The sequence below is a fragment of the Thermonema sp. genome (genome assembly GCF_026003375.1).
Lineage (GTDB): Bacteria > Bacteroidota > Bacteroidia > Cytophagales > Thermonemataceae > Thermonema > Thermonema rossianum.
In genome coordinates, this window is sequence record NZ_BPHD01000001.1 from 896519 (window position 1) to 915521 (window position 19003).

Annotated in this window: 17 protein-coding genes and 1 tRNA gene; 8 read left to right on the plus strand and 10 right to left on the minus strand. The window is 48.7% G+C overall.

Translation table 11 applies throughout. The annotated features are described in order from the left end of the window. Nucleotides 1–568: 568 nt before the first annotated feature. Both glmM and QVE43_RS03785 read left to right on the plus strand, forming a co-directional pair. On the plus strand, nucleotides 569–1963 hold the full coding sequence (gene glmM, locus QVE43_RS03780) for a phosphoglucosamine mutase (protein WP_038032908.1): 1395 nt from the start codon (nucleotides 569–571) through the stop codon (nucleotides 1961–1963). A 17-nt stretch (nucleotides 1964–1980) separates the two neighbouring features. Continuing rightward, a complete protein-coding gene (locus QVE43_RS03785; protein WP_288004414.1) occupies nucleotides 1981–3150 on the plus strand; it encodes a cysteine desulfurase family protein in 1170 nt (389 codons plus the stop codon). A 70-nt stretch (nucleotides 3151–3220) separates the two neighbouring features. Here QVE43_RS03785 and QVE43_RS03790 read toward each other — a convergent pair whose 3' ends face one another. Further along, nucleotides 3221–4306, minus strand: a complete 1086-nt coding sequence (locus tag QVE43_RS03790) for an acyl-CoA desaturase (protein ID WP_038032906.1) — start codon at nucleotides 4304–4306, stop codon at nucleotides 3221–3223. Nucleotides 4307–4604: 298 nt separating this feature from the next. Here QVE43_RS03790 and QVE43_RS03795 point away from each other — a divergent pair, with 298 nt between their 5' ends. Together QVE43_RS03795 and QVE43_RS03800 are read left to right on the plus strand one after the other, a co-directional pair. Next, complete coding sequence (locus tag QVE43_RS03795) at nucleotides 4605–5693, plus strand: hypothetical protein (protein ID WP_288004416.1); 1089 nt, start codon at nucleotides 4605–4607, stop codon at nucleotides 5691–5693. A gap of 123 nt (nucleotides 5694–5816) precedes the next feature. After that, nucleotides 5817–5900 (plus strand) — tRNA-Leu (locus tag QVE43_RS03800). Between the two features lie 70 nt (nucleotides 5901–5970). Here QVE43_RS03800 and QVE43_RS03805 read toward each other — a convergent pair. The 5 genes from QVE43_RS03805 to QVE43_RS03825 all read right to left on the minus strand — a co-directional run bounded on the left by QVE43_RS03805 (nucleotide 5971) and on the right by QVE43_RS03825 (nucleotide 10903). Beyond that, on the minus strand, nucleotides 5971–6285 hold the full coding sequence (locus QVE43_RS03805) for a chaperone modulator CbpM (RefSeq protein WP_288004418.1): 315 nt from the start codon (nucleotides 6283–6285) through the stop codon (nucleotides 5971–5973). Nucleotides 6286–6289: 4 nt separating this feature from the next. Beyond that, complete coding sequence (locus QVE43_RS03810; RefSeq protein WP_288004420.1) at nucleotides 6290–7201, minus strand: DnaJ C-terminal domain-containing protein; 912 nt, start codon at nucleotides 7199–7201, stop codon at nucleotides 6290–6292. A 245-nt stretch (nucleotides 7202–7446) separates the two neighbouring features. Continuing rightward, nucleotides 7447–8226 (minus strand): succinate dehydrogenase/fumarate reductase iron-sulfur subunit, encoded by a 780-nt coding sequence (locus QVE43_RS03815; RefSeq protein ID WP_288004422.1) that lies wholly within the window; start codon nucleotides 8224–8226, stop codon nucleotides 7447–7449. 16 nt (nucleotides 8227–8242) lie between these two features. After that, a complete protein-coding gene (locus tag QVE43_RS03820; protein WP_288004814.1) occupies nucleotides 8243–10177 on the minus strand; it encodes a fumarate reductase/succinate dehydrogenase flavoprotein subunit in 1935 nt (644 codons plus the stop codon). 45 nt (nucleotides 10178–10222) lie between these two features. Next, entirely contained in the window at nucleotides 10223–10903 is a 681-nt protein-coding gene (locus QVE43_RS03825; RefSeq protein WP_038032899.1) for a succinate dehydrogenase cytochrome b subunit, read from the minus strand. Nucleotides 10904–11129: 226 nt separating this feature from the next. Here QVE43_RS03825 and QVE43_RS03830 point away from each other — a divergent pair, with 226 nt between their 5' ends. Both QVE43_RS03830 and QVE43_RS03835 read left to right on the plus strand, forming a co-directional pair. Then, entirely contained in the window at nucleotides 11130–13955 is a 2826-nt protein-coding gene (locus QVE43_RS03830; protein ID WP_288004424.1) for a gliding motility-associated C-terminal domain-containing protein, read from the plus strand. Next, nucleotides 13934–14422, plus strand: a complete 489-nt coding sequence (locus QVE43_RS03835) for a thiol-disulfide oxidoreductase DCC family protein (RefSeq protein ID WP_051633405.1) — start codon at nucleotides 13934–13936, stop codon at nucleotides 14420–14422. The genes QVE43_RS03830 and QVE43_RS03835 overlap by 22 nt, the downstream gene beginning before the upstream one ends. Here the strand turns inward: QVE43_RS03835 and QVE43_RS03840 are convergent. Further along, a complete protein-coding gene (locus QVE43_RS03840) occupies nucleotides 14400–14573 on the minus strand; it encodes a hypothetical protein (RefSeq protein WP_169737661.1) in 174 nt (57 codons plus the stop codon). The two genes, QVE43_RS03835 and QVE43_RS03840, sit on opposite strands and share 23 nt — an antisense overlap. A gap of 39 nt (nucleotides 14574–14612) precedes the next feature. Here QVE43_RS03840 and QVE43_RS03845 point away from each other — a divergent pair, with 39 nt between their 5' ends. After that, nucleotides 14613–15308, plus strand: coding sequence for an O-methyltransferase (locus QVE43_RS03845; protein ID WP_288004816.1), 696 nt, complete (start codon nucleotides 14613–14615; stop codon nucleotides 15306–15308). Nucleotides 15309–15316: 8 nt separating this feature from the next. On the opposite strand, the gene QVE43_RS03850 is transcribed toward QVE43_RS03845, so the two are convergent. From QVE43_RS03850 to QVE43_RS03860, 3 genes are all read right to left on the minus strand, one after another. Next, nucleotides 15317–16291 carry an SDR family oxidoreductase gene (locus tag QVE43_RS03850; RefSeq protein WP_288004428.1) on the minus strand — a complete coding sequence of 325 codons (975 nt, stop codon included), beginning with the start codon at nucleotides 16289–16291 and terminating at the stop codon, nucleotides 15317–15319. Nucleotides 16292–16398: 107 nt separating this feature from the next. Further along, nucleotides 16399–17340: an alpha/beta hydrolase gene (locus tag QVE43_RS03855; protein WP_288004430.1), complete on the minus strand. Its 942-nt coding sequence runs from the start codon at nucleotides 17338–17340 to the stop codon at nucleotides 16399–16401. A gap of 171 nt (nucleotides 17341–17511) precedes the next feature. After that, the gene (locus QVE43_RS03860) at nucleotides 17512–18198 is read right to left on the minus strand and encodes a CPBP family intramembrane glutamic endopeptidase (RefSeq protein WP_288004432.1); all 687 of its coding nucleotides are present in this window, start codon (nucleotides 18196–18198) and stop codon (nucleotides 17512–17514) included. A 98-nt stretch (nucleotides 18199–18296) separates the two neighbouring features. On the opposite strand from QVE43_RS03860, the gene msrA reads away from it, so the two are divergent. Continuing rightward, nucleotides 18297–18950: a peptide-methionine (S)-S-oxide reductase MsrA gene (gene msrA, locus QVE43_RS03865; protein ID WP_084147238.1), complete on the plus strand. Its 654-nt coding sequence runs from the start codon at nucleotides 18297–18299 to the stop codon at nucleotides 18948–18950. Nucleotides 18951–19003: the final 53 nt, after the last annotated feature.

Sequence of the window (19003 nt, forward strand, 5' to 3'; positions counted from 1 at the left end):
GTAGTTATTGCTGCCGATGTCTCGTTTATGAGTTTTTGATGTTACCTGAAACTTTAGCTCCTGGACAAAAGAACTGCTTTTTCTTTATTTTTATAGGTTACAGCAATGTGCCACTTGTCGTTAGCGTAGCTATTTCCCTTTTACAGAGCAGACCTGCTCTTGTTGCTCTCCTATCCTACAGGAGTAAATTTGGTAGTCGCTTTCGGATTATTTATGCACTCAATAGCATCAGAAAGATATTTAGTCGAACGAGGCGTCTAACGTTTCTTGACTTTCTTCTGAGCTTCCGGTAGTTCCCCCTGTGCCTCACAGCTGTCTTTGAATGAAGTTGTGCATATAGCATTTAGAACATGCTGACTCATCAACTCTATAATGCACTATACAGTAGTAACCTGCATTCCTTATCACAGAATAAACATTATAAACTTTCGGCACCTCCTCCGCCCTTGTGAAGTTATCCCCCATAACGTATCCGTCTGAAAAACTTCCCCTTCTTGCAATCTCCTTGCTTGGGCACAAGCGCCTATTTTTGTAATTTGCGGTGTTATTCTCAAATTAGCTGTAAATTATGACCTTAATAGCATCTATATCCGGAATTAGAGGAACCATTGGCGGCCGGCCTGTAGATAATCTGACCCCTCCTGACATTATTCGTTTTGTTTCGGCATACGGCAGCTTTCTTCGCGAAAGCAACCGGCACCCCAAAGTAGTAATTGGGCGCGATGCCCGCCTGTCGGGCGATATGTTGAGCCGGCTGGTAACCGGTACCTTGCAGGCCCTGGGCCTCGATGTCGTCGATTTGGGGCTGGCTACCACGCCCACCGTAGCCATGGCAGTACCTCACCTCAAAGCCCAAGGGGGGATCATCCTCACGGCCAGTCATAATCCCATTCAGTGGAATGCCCTTAAGCTGTTGAACGCAGAAGGCGAATTCATAGACGCAGCCACCGGCGAAGCCGTTCTTCAAAAAGCCAACAGCGGTGATTTTCATTATGCCGAAGTGCATCAATTGGGGAGCTACAGCACCTATGAGCAGGCTTTAGAGTACCACATAGAAGCCATCAAAGCACTTGATTTGGTGGACGTGGCGGCTATCCGCGCAGCCGGCTTCCGTGTCGTTGTTGATGCCGTGCATTCAGTGGGTGGCATTGCCGTGCCGCGCCTTCTGGAAGCCTTGGGTGTAAAAGAAATCAAAGTGTTGTACGGCGAACCTACCGGGCACTTCCCCCACAACCCGGAGCCGCTTCCCGAGCACTTGAGTGAATTGAGCCACACCCTTGCCAAAGGAAATTACGACATAGGCATTGCCGTTGACCCCGATGTGGACCGGTTGGCGCTCTTTTGCGAAGACGGCAGCCCCTTTGGTGAAGAATACACACTTGTGGCTGTTGCCGACTATGTGCTGCAGCACGAGCCCGGTCCGGCAGTATCGAACCTTTCTTCCACACAGGCATTAAAAGTTGTTTGCGCACGCAAACAGCTGCCCTATTATGCCTCGGCTGTGGGCGAGGTAAATGTTGTTGCCAAAATGAAGGAAACAGGTGCCACCATTGGCGGCGAAGGCAACGGCGGCGTCATCTATCCCAAACTGCATTACGGGCGTGACGCCCTGGTGGGCATAGCGCTGTTTTTGTCTTACTTGGCAAAATCAGGAAAAAAGGCATCTGCCTTGCGGGCACAATACCCCAATTTCTTCATGATAAAGAACAAAATAGAATTAAGTGAAGATTTGCATCCGGAATCTGTATTGCAGGCACTGCAAGAAAAGTATGCCCGCCAACCACACAGCACCATCGATGGGCTGAAAATACACTTCGACGATGCCTGGGTGCATCTGCGCCGTTCCAATACCGAGCCTATCATACGTATTTACGCGGAGGCACCCACACAAAGCATTGCGGAGAATCTTGTGGAAAAATTCATGGCAGACATCAAGGAACTCCGGCAAATCAGCAGAGAATAGAAAAACGAAAGAACTCCATGAAACGTATTTATTTAGATAACGCAGCCACCACCCCTGTTGCTCCCGAGGTAATAGATGCCATGTTGCCTTTTCTGCGGGACACCTTCGGCAACCCCTCCTCTACCCATTGGCACGGGCGGCAAGCCCGGGCGGCCATCGAGCGTGTGCGCAAACAAATAGCCGGATATCTGGGCGCTTCGCCTGCCGAAATCATATTCACCTCCGGCGGCACCGAAGCCGATAACTGCGCCATCCGCAGTGCCGTGCGCACCCACGGTTTGCAGCACGTTATTACTTCTCCTACCGAACATCATGCCGTGCTGCATACCGTAGAAGACTTGGCAGCGCAAGGAGTAGTAAAAATGCATCTGCTGCAGGTAGACGAACAGGGGCGTATCTCGCTGCATGAGTTAAAACAACTCTTAGAGAAGCACCCTAAGGCACTGGTATCGCTCATGCATGGCAACAATGAAATAGGCACCCTGAACCCCATTGAAGAGATTGCCGACATATGCAAGCATTACGGCGCCTTTTATCATTGCGATACCGTGCAGACCATGGCACATTACCCCATCGATGTGTCTAAAATACCAATAGACTACCTTGCAGGCTCCGGCCACAAATTTCATGCGCCTAAGGGCATCGGTTTCATGTATATGCGCAAAAAATCTAAAGTGCACCCGCTCATTACCGGCGGTGCACAAGAGCGCAACATGCGCGGTGGGACGGAAAACGTGGCGGGCATTGTAGCCTTAGGCAAAGCCATGGAGCTGGCACAGGAGCACATGCAGGCACATGCCCGGCATATCCGAAGCGTCAAGCAGCACATGATAGAACTGCTGCGCGCCAAGATTCCGGGCGTCTCGTTCAATGGTACCAGCGCCAACACCGACAACAGCCTTTACACGGTATTGAGCATTTCGCTTCCCCCTTCCCCGCACAACGACATGTTGCTGTTTCATTTAGACCTGCAGGGCATCTCCGCTTCGGGCGGTAGTGCCTGCTCCAGCGGTGCCGTGAAGGGCTCTCATGTGCTGGCTGCCATCAAGCATCCCGCCGAACGTGGGGCTATCCGCTTCTCTTTCAGCCGGTACACCACCCGCGAAGAAGTAGAACATGCAGTGAACGTGTTGCAACTACTGCTCAGCACCGATAACCCCGTGGAGTTGGTGCGAAAAAATTCGTAGCCACAAGTACAAAAAAAGGGCCGTTCTCCGCGCGGGGAACAGCCCTTTTTTTATATCCTGAACCTTAGGCTCAACTTCTGCCCAACTGCTTCAAAGTGCGGAAGTGAGAGCTGACAGCACGCGCAAATGTAGGCGCTTCGTGATAGGGCACCCCAAACTCTTGTGCACATTGCTTTACTATCTTTGCCAGGCGCGGATAATGCACATGACTGATATTAGGGAACAAATGGTGTTCTACTTGATAATTCAAGCCACCGGAGAACCAGTTCCAAAAGCGGCTTCTCGTTGCAAAATTGGCAGTCGTGCGCAGCTGATGCACCATCCACTCTTCTTCTATCTGTCCTTCGGTAGGCATTGGCTTGTCGGTTTCTTCCACTACATGTGCCGATTGAAATATCAGTGCCAGCAACAGACCGGCTACGAAATGCATGGTCAAGTAACCAATCAACCATTGCCACCACGCCATATCCAGCACCCACAGGGGAAGTACCACCATGTAGCCATAGTAAAAGAGCTTAATCAAGATATTGTTCACCAGCTCTTTGGCAAAAGTGGTGCGCTGCCTGTGCAGCAAACCCATGCGATGGTAATTTACCAATTGGCGGAAGTCCTTATGCACAGTCCATGCCAAGGTCATCAAAGCATAGAAGAAAGGAGCATATAAATGTTGATAGCGATGAAACCAGCGTGTTTTTTCCGAAGGCGTAAACTTAAACAGCCCCCCTACTGATATATCCTCGTCTTTATGAGGAATATTGGTAAAGGTGTGGTGTAAAATATTGTGCTGAATGCGCCAATTGAGTGGACTCCCCCCAAAAAGAGCAAGTGTTGCCCCCGCCCACTTATTAAGGCGATTGCTTTTGGCAAAGGTTTGATGATTGGCATCATGCATCGTATTGAGACCGACAGCCGCCATGGAAATCCCCATGACTACGGTCAATAGCCATGCTGTCCACAAAGGCATATCCACGGTAAGAATCAAGAAATAGGGAACCAAATAGGCAGAAAGCCAGAGAATGGCTTTAAAATGCACAGGCCAGCTACCTTGCTTAGGCAGTTGATTCTCCTGAAAGTACTGCTTCACCCGTTTGCGAAGCTCCGTACTGAATCCGTTGGCTTGGTTGCGTGCAAAAGCAACCGGAGTGAATTGACTCATAAAACAAATAATTGATGATGATAATTGAATAAATATTAAATTGAAAATGGGGTAAAAATACTTGCAGATGATATTGGTCAATGGTGAAATGAAGATATAAATCGAAAATTGCAGTTGTATATTATGCAAGGTACGAAAATTTGTCATTATTGCCAAAGCAAAACTGAAATTTTGACAAAAAAACCTTTTGCTTAATGACAAGATAACACAGCCGTTCGCCTGTGCACACTTTTTGAAGTAGTATAAGGCAGATGGTATCTTAAACAAAACATGTTCAACTAAAAAAGGAGGAATTACTATGACTGCTGTAAGTAACAAACGAGTCACCAAGTTGTTGAAAGAATTAACGCAAGTGCGTGAGTTCCCTTGTGTAACCATTACCATGCCCACGCACCGCACACACCCCGACAACGCTCAAGACCCTGTTTTGCTCAAAGACCTCATGAAGGAGGTGAAAGAGCGTCTTTTAAAAGAGATGGATAAAAAAGAAGCAGAAGCGCTTTACAATAAGCTGGAAGCCTTGGCAGCTCAAATTGACCATCAATACAACACTGAGGGCTTGGCTTTGTTTGTAAGCCCTTCGGTAAGCGAGTATCTACGACTGCCCGTAAGCCCGGAAGCCCGCACGGTGGTAGATGGCTCTTTTGAAATACGCGACATCCTGCGTGCGCTGCACAAAACCGATTACTATTATGCCATGGTGCTAAGCAAAACCAAAGTGCGCCTCTTTGCAGGTATAGGCACCCATTTGCAAGAAGTAACCGAAGGCGGTTTCCCGATGGAGCCCGAGTTTAATGAGAAGAAAATAATTGATAGCGGCAACGCACATGAAGTAGAAAACAAAATCAAGGAATTCTTCAATCGTGCCGATAAACTGTTCTGGGAAATCTACAAAGAAAACAAAAGCGGGCATTTGGTACTTTTAGGCGATGCCAAAAATATAGGCTATTACAAAGAAGTAGCCGATCATCCACAGCTTATTATTGGCAGCGTGGAAGGCAATTATGACGATGCCAAAGCCCATGAAATAGCTCCCAAAGCCCAAGCCATCGTAGAGCAGTTTTTAAAAGAGCGTCGTCAGGAAATGCTTGGCGAACTGGAAAAAGCCTTCAAAGACAAGTTAGCGGCTGCCGGCATCAATGAAGTGTATCGCACCGCTCAAGAAGGGCGCGGGCGCTTGCTGTTTGTGGAAGAAAGTTACCAACAAGCTGCCAAAATAGAAAACAACCAACTGTTTTTCGATGTGGACCCCAAAGCACCGGGCGTTATCGACGACCTGATAGATGACATAGTGGAAACAGTATTGCAGTTTGGCGGGCAAGTAATTTTTGTGCCGGACGGCACGCTGGACAAATATGACCGCATAGCCATGGTACTCAGATACTAAGCACTTACATATCCGGAAAGAGGCACCTGCGGGTGCCTCTTTTGGTTTAAAAAATTATCAAAACTGCTTGCACGATTAGCAAAATCATTATACCTTTGCCATCGCAAAAGGCTACCAAAGAAAGCTCGTGTGGTGGAATTGGTAGACACGCCATCTTGAGGGGGTGGTGCCCGTTAGGGCGTGGGGGTTCGAATCCCCCCGCGAGCACAAAATGAAAAGAGGCTTCCCTGTTGAATGGGGAAGCCTCTTTTCATTTTACATAAAACACATTTACCGGCTAATTCATATGAGTCATGGGGCGTCCGTTGTTGTCTTGGGGCAAGCGGGCATGATAACGCATGCTTAGCAGCTCGCGGCGGGCACGGCTCAGCTCCTCCCGCATGCGGCAAATAATTTCAATACCTTCTTTGTTGACGCCCAAATCTAAAGCCAAGCGCAACACCCGTTCCACATGCCCCAACATATCCTCTTCTACAAAATCGCCTTCTTCGGTATGTACCAATGGTATCAAGCCAAAATCAACCAACTCGTCCCACACAGAAGCGGGCACTTCATAATATTCTATAATGCGTTGAATATGAATACGTGCCATAGGTTTATGCTTTTTGTTTTCTTAACTCAGCCAATCGACGGAACAGCTCCTTTTCTTCCTCGCTCAACCCCTGCGGCAATCGAGCCTGTAAAGTCACATAAAGGTCGCCTTTCTGCTCCTCTTGTTTGTATTTGGGCAATCCTTTGCCCTTCAATCTAATTTTGGTGTTGTTTTGTGTCTCAGGTTTTATTTTAGCCCGCACACGCCCGTAAAGGGTATCTATTTCGGTTTCACCGCCCAGAATCAAGGTGTACAAATCCACTTCATGCGTCATGTGCAGGTCTTCGCCCTCTATGCGGAAACGAGGATCCGGTATAATATGGAAGGTAATGTAAAGGTCACCATTGGGACCTCCATTCACCCCCGCTCCGCCTTGTCCCTTAATACGGATGGTCTGCCCGTCTTTAATACCGGCAGGGACAGTAATGCGCAATTTCTTTCCGTTGAACTCTATGACGCGTTTGTGCGTGCTTAGTGTTTCGCTCAGCGGCAACGAAACCGTTGCCTGCACATCCTCGCCTTTCATAGACATGCGCGTGCGGCGGCGCCCACCGCCTCCCGTGAACATATCACCGAAAATGGTCTTAAAGAAGTCTGAAAAGTCGGAATATTCGCCAAAGTCCGAGTCTCCAAAATTGGTATAGGTGTAGTATCCGCCCTGTCCGCCATATTGCTGATTGAACTGGTCTGCATGCTTCCACTGTGCCCCAAATTGATCGTATTTTTTACGTTTTTCGGGGTCACTAAGTACTTCGTAAGCTTCATTGATTTGCTTAAACTTGGCTTCTGCCTCCGGATTGTCGGGGTTTACGTCCGGGTGGTACTTGCGCGCCAGTTTCCGGTACGCTTTTTTAATTTCGTCGGCTGATGCGTTTTTATCTACCCCCAACACTTTATAGTAATCGATAAATTCCATATCCTGTTCCTCCTTTTTGGTATTTTATTTTTAAGTAAACAAAAGGCAGCCAATAGTTAAAGAAAACCCTGCCTTTTGTAAATAAACAACTTCAAAGATTATACCCGCTTATAAAAAGGCATAAAAACTGCCATTTTGTCTTTTTATTTTTTTATCAACAGCACAAAAGTGCCCTTTTCACCTTCTTAAAAAAAGAAAAGCGGCTTGCCCGAAGACAAGCCGCCATTTTATGGTTTGCAACTTTTTTATTCTCCTTCTGCCAGCTCTTCGAGAGGCTTGTCCACCTCTTCAATAAACTTGGCACGCAGGAATTCGCGGTTCAGACGCGCAATATTTTTCACCGAAATGCCTTTGGGGCACTCTGCTTCGCACGCGCCGGTGTTGGTGCAGGCTCCGAAGCCTTCGGCATCCATTTGGGCTACCATTTTCGATACCCGGATGGCCCGCTCGGGGTCCCCTTGCGGCAACAATGCCAAGTGAGATACTTTGGCAGCCACAAACAACATAGCCGAGGCGTTCTTACAAGCTGCCACACAAGCACCACAACCGATGCAGGTAGCGGCGTCGAAAGCCTCGCTGGCTTTGTCTTTCGGAATAGGAATGTTGTTGGCATCTTGTGCCGAACCTGTGTTTACAGAAATGTAACCACCTGCTTGAATGATGCGGTCAAAAGCGCTGCGGTCCACCACCAGGTCTTTTACCACAGGGAAGGGCTTGGCACGCCAAGGCTCAATCACAATGGTATCGCCATCTTTGAAGCTACGCATGTGCAGCTGGCAGGTGGTGGTTTGCTCAGGCCCGTGCGGCTTACCGTTGATGAAGAGGCTGCACATACCACATATACCCTCGCGGCAATCGTGGTCGAAAGCTACCGGGTCCTCGCCTTTATGAATCAAGCTTTCATTGAGCACATCCAGCATTTCGAGGAAAGACATATCGGGCGACACGTCGTCCACCTGATAGGTAACGAAACGCCCTTTATCGTTTGCATCTTTTTGACGCCATATTTTGAGAGTCAGTTTCATAGCTCTTGGGGGTTTGTTATTTGTAACTTCTTTGGGTTAGCTTCACGTTTTCGAACACCAGCGGTTCTTTGTGCAAGACGGGCTCGTTGCCGTCACCGGTATACTGCCATGCCGCCACGTAGGCATACTCTTCGTCGTTACGCAAGGCTTCGCCGTCGGGCGTTTGATATTCTTCACGGAAGTGACCGCCACAAGATTCATTGCGATGCAGGGCGTCGATAATCATAAGCTCTGCCAATTCGAAGAAGTCAGCCACGCGCAAGGCTTTTTCCAGGGTTTGGTTGAACTCTTCGTTCACGCCTACCATCTTGAGGTCAGACCAGAACTCTTCGCGCAGCTTCACTACCATTTCACGGGCTTTGGTCAAGCCTTCGGCATTACGCGACATGCCGCAGTAATCCCACATGATTTTGCCCAACTCGCGGTGGAACTCATCTACCGTGCGCTTACCGTTGATGCTCAACAGCTTCTTGATGCGGTTTTCCACCTCACGCTCGGCATCCTTGAAAGCAGGATGAGTAGTCGGCACTTTGTCGTAAGGCATGCGTGCCAAATAGTCGCCAATAGTGTAGGGCAAGATGAAGTAACCGTCTGCCAAGCCTTGCATCAAAGCGCTGGCTCCCAATCGGTTGGCACCGTGGTCAGAGAAGTTACATTCACCTATGGCATACAAGCCGGGAATGGTGGTCATCAGGTTGTAATCTACCCACAAGCCGCCCATGGTGTAGTGCACGGCCGGGTAAATCTTCATGGGCACTTCGTAGGGGTTTTCCCCGGTAATGCGCATGTACATGTCGAAAAGGTTGCCGTACTTGGCTTCAATCACTGCTCTGCCGTCGCGCTTGATGGCATCGCGGAAGTCGAGGAATACAGCCAAACCGGTAGAACCAACACCACGCCCTTCATCGCACACATATTTGGCGTTGCGCGAAGCCACATCACGCGGTACCAAGTTACCAAACGAAGGATATTTGCGCTCGAGATAATAATCGCGGCGGTCTTCGGGCAGATCGTTGGGATTCAGTTCACCCCGGCGAATTTTTTCGGCGTCTTCTACTGTTTTGGGCACCCATACCCGTCCGTCGTTACGCAACGATTCGGACATGAGGGTCAGTTTCGACTGGTAGTGCCCCGACACAGGAATACAGGTGGGGTGAATCTGAGTGAAGCAGGGGTTTGCAAACAAAGCCCCTTTCTTATAGGCACGCCATGCAGCCGAACCATTAGACCCCATGGCGTTGGTTGACAAATAGAAGACGTTGCCGTATCCACCGGTTGCCAGCACCACGGCATGTGCCGAGTGAGACTCTATCTTACCGGTAATCAGGTTACGGGTAACGATACCGCGGGCCTTTCCATCGACCAACACCACATCCAGCAGCTCGGTGCGGGGGAAGAGCTGCACCTTGCCGGCAGCTACCTGACGCATCAAGGCAGAATAGGCACCCAACAGCAGCTGTTGCCCGGTTTGCCCTTTGGCGTAGAAAGTACGGGACACCTGTGCACCACCAAATGAGCGGTTGGCAAGCAAGCCGCCATATTCACGGGCGAAGGGCACACCTTGTGCCACGGCTTGGTCTATGATATTAACACTTACTTGCGCCAAGCGATACACGTTGGCTTCGCGGGAACGATAGTCACCCCCTTTGATGGTATCATAGAACAAACGGAAGATGCTGTCGCCGTCGCCTTGGTAGTTCTTGGCGGCGTTGATACCCCCTTGTGCCGCAATACTGTGAGCACGGCGCGGGCTGTCTTGAAAACAGAATGCCTTTACATTGTAGCCCAGCTCTGCCAATGTGGCGGCAGCCGAAGCACCGGCAAGCCCTGTACCCACTACAATGATATCGTATTTACGTTTATTGGCAGGGTTTACCAGCTTAATGTTGAACTTGTGTTTTTCCCATTTTTCGGCTAAGGGTCCTTCGGGGATCTTAGCGTCCAGTTTTATATCAGTTGCTACAGTGCTCATAGTCTGCTTGTTTTAATCGTTTGCTTAGTATCTGAAATAGATGATAACAGGGATGATGGCATAGCCGATGGCTACGGCAATAGAGAAAGCAATACCCAGTCCTTTGATAAAACCGTTGTACTTACGGTGATGCAAACCGAAAGTACGGAAAGCGCTCATAAAACCGTGAGAGAGGTGATAGCCCAAAGCTACCATTGCCACCACGTAAACAATAACTATCCACTCTTGTTGGAAGGCTTCTTTCACTACAGTGAACAGATCCTTATACTGCACTCCGTCATATTCCACCATGGGTACCCCACCAAACTTCATTTTGAACCAGAAGTTGGCGAGATGCACTACCAGGAAGATGAAAATAATAGAGCCCAGAAAGCCCATATTGCGCGAAGCCCAAGTACTGCTGTTCTGCATGCGCGACACATGGTACTTCACCGGGCGCGCCTCGCTGTTGCGACGCGTCAAGATGATGGATGTAATCACGTGCAGAAGAATGAAGGTGAAGTTCAGAATGGAAACTGTTTGAATCAGAGGGTTGTGCCCCATGAAGTGTGCGTACTTGTTGAACTGCTCTCCGCCATCGTTCAAAAGCAGCTGCAGGTTACCCGACAGGTGCACAATGATGAAGAGAATCAAAAAAAAGCCGGTAAGCGCCATGATTACTTTGCGCCCCACCGAACTCGTGAGCGTTTCAGCTATCCAACTCATAGTTTTTTTTTGTTTAGCTTTTTTAAAGTATAAATGAACCGTTTAGGAAAGTTGTTTTAATTGTTCGCTCCAAATTTACACTACTGCCCGATAGAAAGCAAAAGCATGGTTTTATTTTGAATGTATCTAAACAAACTCCTTTTTCGTTTCCGAATATGGCAACATATTGTAAATTTGTTTTGTTTTGGTTTTACCCTTCCATTGGGCAGCGTATTAACTATCGACTATGAAACAGCAGCATACCATCTTTCGCCATCTTCTTCTCACAGGGCTTGTATTGCTTGGGGCTTTGGGCACCTTGCATGCCACCCACCTGCGTGCGGGCCAAATCACTGCCTCACAACTGGACCCTAACTCACTCACCTACCGCATCACCCTGATTGTATATAGAGACACGCGCGGGGTACCCGCCGACCCCGAAGCCACTTTGGTAATACAGCCCGGGGGGGTGTCGCTGACGGCCCCACTCTTGGATGAAGTGCAGGTGGCACCGCTCATCACCCGTGTACGCTACGTGTTTACTTATACCTTCCCCGGTGCAGGCACCTACCGCTTGGGTTACCGCGAGCAGTTCCGCAACGGCTGTACCGTCAATATGAGCAATCCCTTGGAAACCGATTTGTTTGTTGAGTCCGAACTGGTTATTCAACCATTTGTGGGGCTTAACAGCAGCCCCGTCTTGCTGGCTCCTCCGGTAGATCAGGCTGCCTTAGGACAAAAATTCCTGCACAACCCCGCAGCCTATGACCCCGACGGTGACAGCCTTTCATTCAAGCTGGTCACTCCCAAAAAAGACTTCGATACAGAAGTGGCAAACTACGTCTCTCTGGATAATTACTTAAGCGCTATTTCCGAATCGGGCGGCACGCCTTTTTACGGCATAGACCCTGTAACCGGCACCGTCACATGGGATGCACCCGGCGGCCTTGCCAACGGCTCTTGTGTCAATATTGCCATTAAGGTTGAAGAATGGCGTAAGGTAGTCAACTCTCAAGGACAGGTCAGCTATGTGTTTTTGGGCTATGTGGTGCGTGACATGCAAATTGTGGTCACCGAAACACAGAACCGCCGCCCGTTATTACAAGTCCCCGGGGATGCGTGCGTGGCTGCCACACAAGAAACCCTCAACGAGACCATCACAGCCACCGACCCCGACGGCCACAGTGTGCAAATCACGGCTACGGGACAGGTATTCGACAGCAACTTTCCCACACCACAAGCCTCCTTCGATGGTAGCACCTTTCAGTGGGCACCTTCCTGCGACCATATCCGCGCACAACCCTATCAAATAGTGTTCAAAGCTCAAGACAACCCGCCCCCCAGCTTAGGCGACCCACTTGTGGACATCAAAGTATGGAACATAAAAGTGGTAGGTCCCAAGCCTGTGAACCTTCAAGCCAATGTGGACAATGCCAACGATGAAATTACCCTTACATGGGACCCCTATGTGTGTGCTGCTAAAGCACAAAAGCTCATTGTATGGCGTAAAGACGGTTGCTCTACGGGCAACCCCATGAACTGCGACACCGGTGCGCCCGATGGGCAAGGTTATGTGGCTATTGCCGAGCTGCCTCCTACCGCCACTTCTTACACCGATAAAAGCGTGAAGATAGGACGCCGCTACAGCTACCGTATTTCTGCGGTCTTTCCGCCACCGGCCGGCGGTGAAAGCTATGCTTCCGATGAAGTGTGTGTAGCCTTAGCCATTGATGTACCTTTGTTTACCAAAGTAGATGTGCTCAATACAGATGCCACCAACGGCAGTATAGAAGTAAACTTCATTCAGCCGTTTCAGTTTCCCAACGGTACACCTCCTGCCCCCTTTGGCTATGTGGTTTACCGGGGCGAGGGCTTGGATGGTAGTACAGACACGCCGGTATTCAGCCTGTACAATGTCAATCCGGCTGACCGTAATATTATCTCTTTTACTGACAACGGGCTAAACACAGCCGAAAAAAGTTATCATTACCGCATCGCTTTTTTCGGCAATGCCACCGATGCAAACAGCGCCGTGTTCGTCGATTCATCGGATGTGGCTTCTACCGTGTGGCTTCGTTTAACCCCCAAAAGCAACTGTATCGACTTGCGCTGGGACTACAATACCCCATGGAGCAATGCCTTGCAAAACCATGATATTTTTCGCAGCCTGAACACAAGCGGTAGTTTTAGCCTGCTGGCGCAGTTTATGCCTACCGTTACGGAATATGGCATTTATACCGATACCGATGCCGGACAAGACAACACGACCTATTTTTATTATGTGCTTACGCGCGGTTCTTATTACAACGACGATATCACCAATGAATATCCCTCATTGAGTGTTCCCCTGCAGAATCGCTCGCAGGTAAACAACGGGCAACCCGACGACCAAATACCGCCCTGCCCGCCTGTGCTCACTATTCAAAACATAGATTGTGAAACCTTTGACTTTTCTGCCGGTCCTCCCTTCAGCAATCAACTGCAATGGACACTCGACAATGGCAACAACGGCAGCGGCACCTGTGGTGAAACCTTCAACGGCTGCGAATATGAGCCTTCCAATATTTCGGCTTTCCGCATTTACTATAAACCAACCATCGATGCCGATTATGGCACGCCCATAGCCGAGGTAAACGGCACACAGTTTACCTTCACCCATGGGGGGCTCAGCTCTCTGGCCGGCTGCTACGTGGTGACAGCCGTTGACCAATCAGGCAATGAAAGCGATTTCAGCAATGAAGTATGTATAGATAACTGTATTCAGTTTCAGCTGCCCAATGTATTCACGCCCAATGGCGACGGCATTAACGATGTGTTCACGCCCCTCGAGCCCCTGTTGTTTGTGGAAAGTATAGAATTTGAGGTGGTCAACCGCTGGGGAAAACGCGTTTTCTACTCTCCTTCCGACCCGGCTATCAACTGGGACGGCCGCTATAATCCGGATGGCAACAGCGACGGCGGCAATGAGCTGCCTTCCGGCGTGTATTACTACAGTGCCAAGGTGCGCTTCTTGCGCGTGGACCCCCAAAACTCTGAAAAAACCTATAGAGGATGGATTCACCTGCTCAGATAAAAGAACAACTGCGTATCTTATGGCAAGCGGACAAACGGCTGGTGCTTTTCGATGGCGTATGCAACTTTTGCAATAGCAGTGTCAATTTCATCATACGCCATGACAAAAAAAAGCGGTATTTGTTTGTGCCCTTGCAGGAAGCATTGGGCAAACAGCTGCTCAAGGCTTATCACCTGCCGGACGATTACCTGGATAGTTTGGTATTGCTAAGCAACGACAAGATATATTCCCACTCAACAGCTGCCTTGCGCATAGGCGAAGGACTGGGCGGCCGGTGGAAAGCACTGGGCATCTTGCGCCTGATTCCTGCACCCCTGCGCGATGTGGTTTACAAACTCATTGCACGCAACCGCTATAGATGGTTTGGCAAAAAAGACAGCTGTATGATTCCTTCCCCGGAAGTCAGGAAACGTTTCTTACTGCAAGAGAAAGACATTGAACAGTTTACAAATACCGTTTCTCATTAACGAAGAAGTTTTCATTTACCCACATAATGGCTTGCTGCTCCGTGTTGAATTTGCGGATGAATTTCAAGCCTTTTTCTTGCAGTCGCTTTTTGTTTTTGGAGATGAAAGCAATAAAAGTGGAGTTTTCTTCTTTGGTTCCTACGTAAATCATGATTCTGAAAATATTTTGATAGTCGACACTCCATAATATATACAAAAATCTTTCCACTTTTCCAAGAAATTAAAAGCAAAACAAGTATTCACAATGGATTTCATACCAAAAGCCATTCAAGAGTATGCAGAAAGGCATAGCTCTGCCGAGCCGGAAGTGCTCTATGACCTCAACCGGCAAACACACCTAAAAGTGCTTAAGCCACGTATGCTTTCAGGACACCTGCAAGGGCGCCTGTTAAGCCTGATTTCGCACATGATAAAACCTCAATTGATAGTAGAAATTGGCACTTACACCGGTTATTCGGCGCTGTGCCTTGCCGAAGGACTGGCAGAGAACGGCCGGCTCATCACCATTGATGTCAATGAGGAACTCAAAGGTTTTGCCGAATCTTTTTTTCAAAAAGCCGGTATGCAAGACCGCATACAAATGCTTATCGGGCATGCCGCTGATATTATTCCCACACTGCCCGGATCCATCGATTTGGCTTTTATAGATGCCGACAAAAAAAATTACCGTCTTTACTATGACCTTTTACTCCCCAAGATGCGTCCGGGTGGCTTCCTGCTTGCCGATAATGTGTTGTGGAGTGGCAAGGTGGTGGATGCCTCACAAGCCAAAGATCCGGCCACCCGCAGCATCATGGAGTTCAACGAATATGTAAGTTGCGATCCGCGTGTGGAGAAGGTACTTCTTCCTATACGGGACGGCATTTATCTCATACGCAAAAAATAGCCCTTGCCTCAAACGGCCGCTTGTAGCCAACGGAGCGTTTCGGCTATGGCTGTTTCCAAGGGCGTTACTTCATAGCCCAGCTCACGACGCGCTTTCTCTATGCTTACCCGCCAATCGTAGTGGTATTTCCGCACGAAAGGCGGGGTTATCAAGGGGGGGCGCCCCCAGGTATCGGCTTTCCACTGCTCAAAGCGTGCAATGCCCATCATCAAAGACAGAGGCAAGGGAAACATACGATAGCGCTTGCCCAACACTTCTGCCACCTTGTCGAAGAACTCACGGTAAGACACATTGTGCCCGCCCAATATGTAACGCTCGCCGATGCGCCCTTTTTCCATGGCAAGCAAATGCCCTTGCACCACGTCTTCCACATAAACATAATTGCCCGACTGATGCCCACTGCCGGGATAAAAACGGAACTTGCCTTTGCTGTAAAGAGCAATCAACTTGGTGACGGCGTTGCTGTCGTTCAGTTGCCCCGGTCCAAAAACACGCGTTGGGTTTACGATGACAATCTCCAAACCTTTGTCCAAATAACGCTGTGCGATGCGCTCGGCTTCTGCTTTGGTACGCTCATATTCAGTAGATAACACCACAGGCTTTTGCGATTCATCCACGGCTTTGCCATCGGGCGACGGTCCCAACACACCTGCAGTGGAAGTAAACACCACACGCCGCACGCCACAGGCCAAAGCCGTTTGCAGCACACGCTCTGCCCCTTCCACATTCACACGATAAAAAGCCTGCGGGTCCTTATCCCATACTTTGGCATAAGCGGCCAAATGATACACTTCCTCGCAGCCATCCATGGCTTTTTGCAGGGCAGCGGGGGCATCCAAGTCGCCTTCAACAATGGAAACCTCCGGTGGCAATAACATACGTGCTTTTTTGGGATTCCGGCATAGCGCCCGCACTTCCATGCCTTGTTGCAACAGGCGGCGTGTCAGACGTTCGCCAATAAAACCGGTGGCTCCGGTAAGCATGATTTTTTTACTCATGGTCAATCAATAAAATTTAGCGCTTGATTTTTTTTGCCTTTCAATTTAAAAAGATGGCAGAAAGTTCGTCATTTTTTTGCACCTGCCCTTGGTTACTCATTCAAAGAAGCCAATAAAAATGATACATAGTCTTGAAAATCAGCATCGCTGTATAGAAGCGGCGTACCATAACGGCAGATGTTTTTAACTCCTGCCGCATCGGCATACTTCTTTATTTCACGGGCATGAAACGGATGATGATACAAGGCACTTTGATTCGCCGGCGGTCCATTGGGCGTGCCCGTGCTGTAAATCCACAAGGGCGGGTCATCGGCAGACAAAAAAGCAAGCATGTCAACTTGTGTGCGATACAAAGCGGTTTCCGTTGATTGGTACTCTTCCCACGAGCCTACGCCATACACTTGAAAAAGTTTGGAAGTCCCCAAAAGCATGGTCAAATCTGTCATAGAGAAATTAAAGTCGGCAAACACTTCATGTATCCAACGCCCTTCAATGTCATAACTTGCTTGGGTAGCATACAAAGCAGCGGCCTTTACACGGCTACTCTCGCGCAAAACAGGATCAGGATGGTTGACTTCTTGCAAATCGTCGTTTGTTGCCAGCCAAAGAGCAATGCCCCCACCTGCCGAGCTGCCACAAAGCACGAACTTTTCTTTGTCTAAGTTCAAAGCCCGGTGGTGATAACGCATGAACTGCAGAGCACGCTTGGCATCATTTAAGCATTTGCGCACTCCTTCTTTTTCATTCGACTCGAGTAAACGGTAGTTGATGGTAGCCACGGCTACCCCCGCCCTCAAAAATGCACGTACATCTTCACGCAGCTCTTCACTTTCATAAATCCAGCTTTTATCGCCCGACGAAAACCCACCACCGTGTATATACACAACGCATGCTGTGGGGGCGTTGCTTTCGGGCAGAAAAATGTCGAAAGTAGTCAGCCGGTGCGTATCGCATGGAATATCTTCAGCAAAACAAGCTTCTATGCCTTGCAGGTCCATGGGTGGCGCCACACACTGCAAATCAAGCGCCGGCAAAGGCGTTGTCCTCTTTTTTGCGCAAGCACACAACAAAAAAGCGAGACCCCAAGTGTAAAATGCAGGCTTGACAAGAGCTCTTATTAAACTCATTTTTTCATTTATGATACAAAAAGAAAAACAGAAGGGCAACTGATGCCCTCAAAACGTTTTTCGCCAAGCGGTGCACTTTCACCGTTTAAGGCGCATGTCCGGCTGATAATACAAAGACAGATAAGAGTTACTTAATGCCAGCACCACATGTATGCCCCAGGCAATCCACAGGGTGTGTGTTTGCAACGTAAGGTAGCCCAAGAGCACGCCCAGGGGCATTGCCCCCACCGTTTCTTTGAGTCCTTTGGGAATATGAGCGATGGCATACAAAGAAGTGGTAAGCAAAATGGCCGTCCACATGGGCAATACTGCGGCAGCACTCATCAAGAAAAGCCCGCGAAACAGCCACTCATAAGCAAGCAGGTAAGCAGCCCAGCTCATGGCATTATGCAACACGACCGCCAAACTCCACTCTTTGAGTCTGATTTGAGGGTACATAGCCAAATTATCGAGCTTGCGAGCATTGAAGTAATTGATGGGCAAAATAAGCAAGGCAGTGCCGCCAATCCACATGAAGTCATAGGCTGTCATGCCCGATTGAAAACCATAGTCCAGCGGGCTCTTGTTCAGAAACCACAAGCCTGCTGCCGGCAGCACCCCCAAACACAGCACGCCCATATAGCGCTGATACAACACCAAATAATAGGCATATGCCCTTTCGCCTCTTGCACGCCAACGCTCAAGCACAGCAGGCGAAAAACTAAGGAAAAAATAAGCAATAAAACCCAAGGTCAAGGCGGCTATAGCATAGTCAAAAACAGGCATAAGTATTCTCTTTTAGACAGCCGCTAAAATTACGAAGGCTATGCTTAGCCGGCAAACTTTTGTTTCCGGCAGGCTGTTTTGAATAAAAAAGCCAAGAAATGATGCCTTTCAACAAAAAACCGATTCTACTTTATTTTTTATCTTTGATTATAGGGGCTGCCTGCGGGCAAACCCCTGCACAAAAACAAAACACTTCAACTATGAGCCGGGAAAACACACATTTGGAAATAGCCACCTTTGGTGGTGGATGCTTTTGGTGTATAGAAGCTGTCTTTCAGCGCATCAAAGGTGTCGAAAAAGTGGTATCGGGCTATGCAGGCGGACACAAGCCCAACCCCACTTACAAGGAGGTATGCAGCGGCACTACCGGTCATGCCGAAGTGTGTCAGATATATTACGACCCCCGGCAGATTTCTTATCAGGAATTGCTGGAAGTGTTTTTCACAGCCCACGACCCCACCACACTTAACCGTCAAGGCGCTGACGTAGGCACTCAGTATCGATCCATTATTCTGTATCACAACGAAGAGCAAAAGAAAATAGCGGAGCATTTCATACAAAGGTTGGAAGAAAGCAAAATATTCAATGACCCAATCGTGACAGAGCTCAAACCTTTTACTACCTTTTACCCTGCAGAAGACTATCACCAAAACTACTACAACAACAATGCGGCACAACCTTATTGCACCTTTGTGGTAAAACCCAAAGTAGAAAAAATCAAAAAAATATTTTCCGAAAAAATCAAATACTAAAGCTACCCTATCCATTTGAAAACCAACAAAAAGAACATTTAAACCCCACCGGT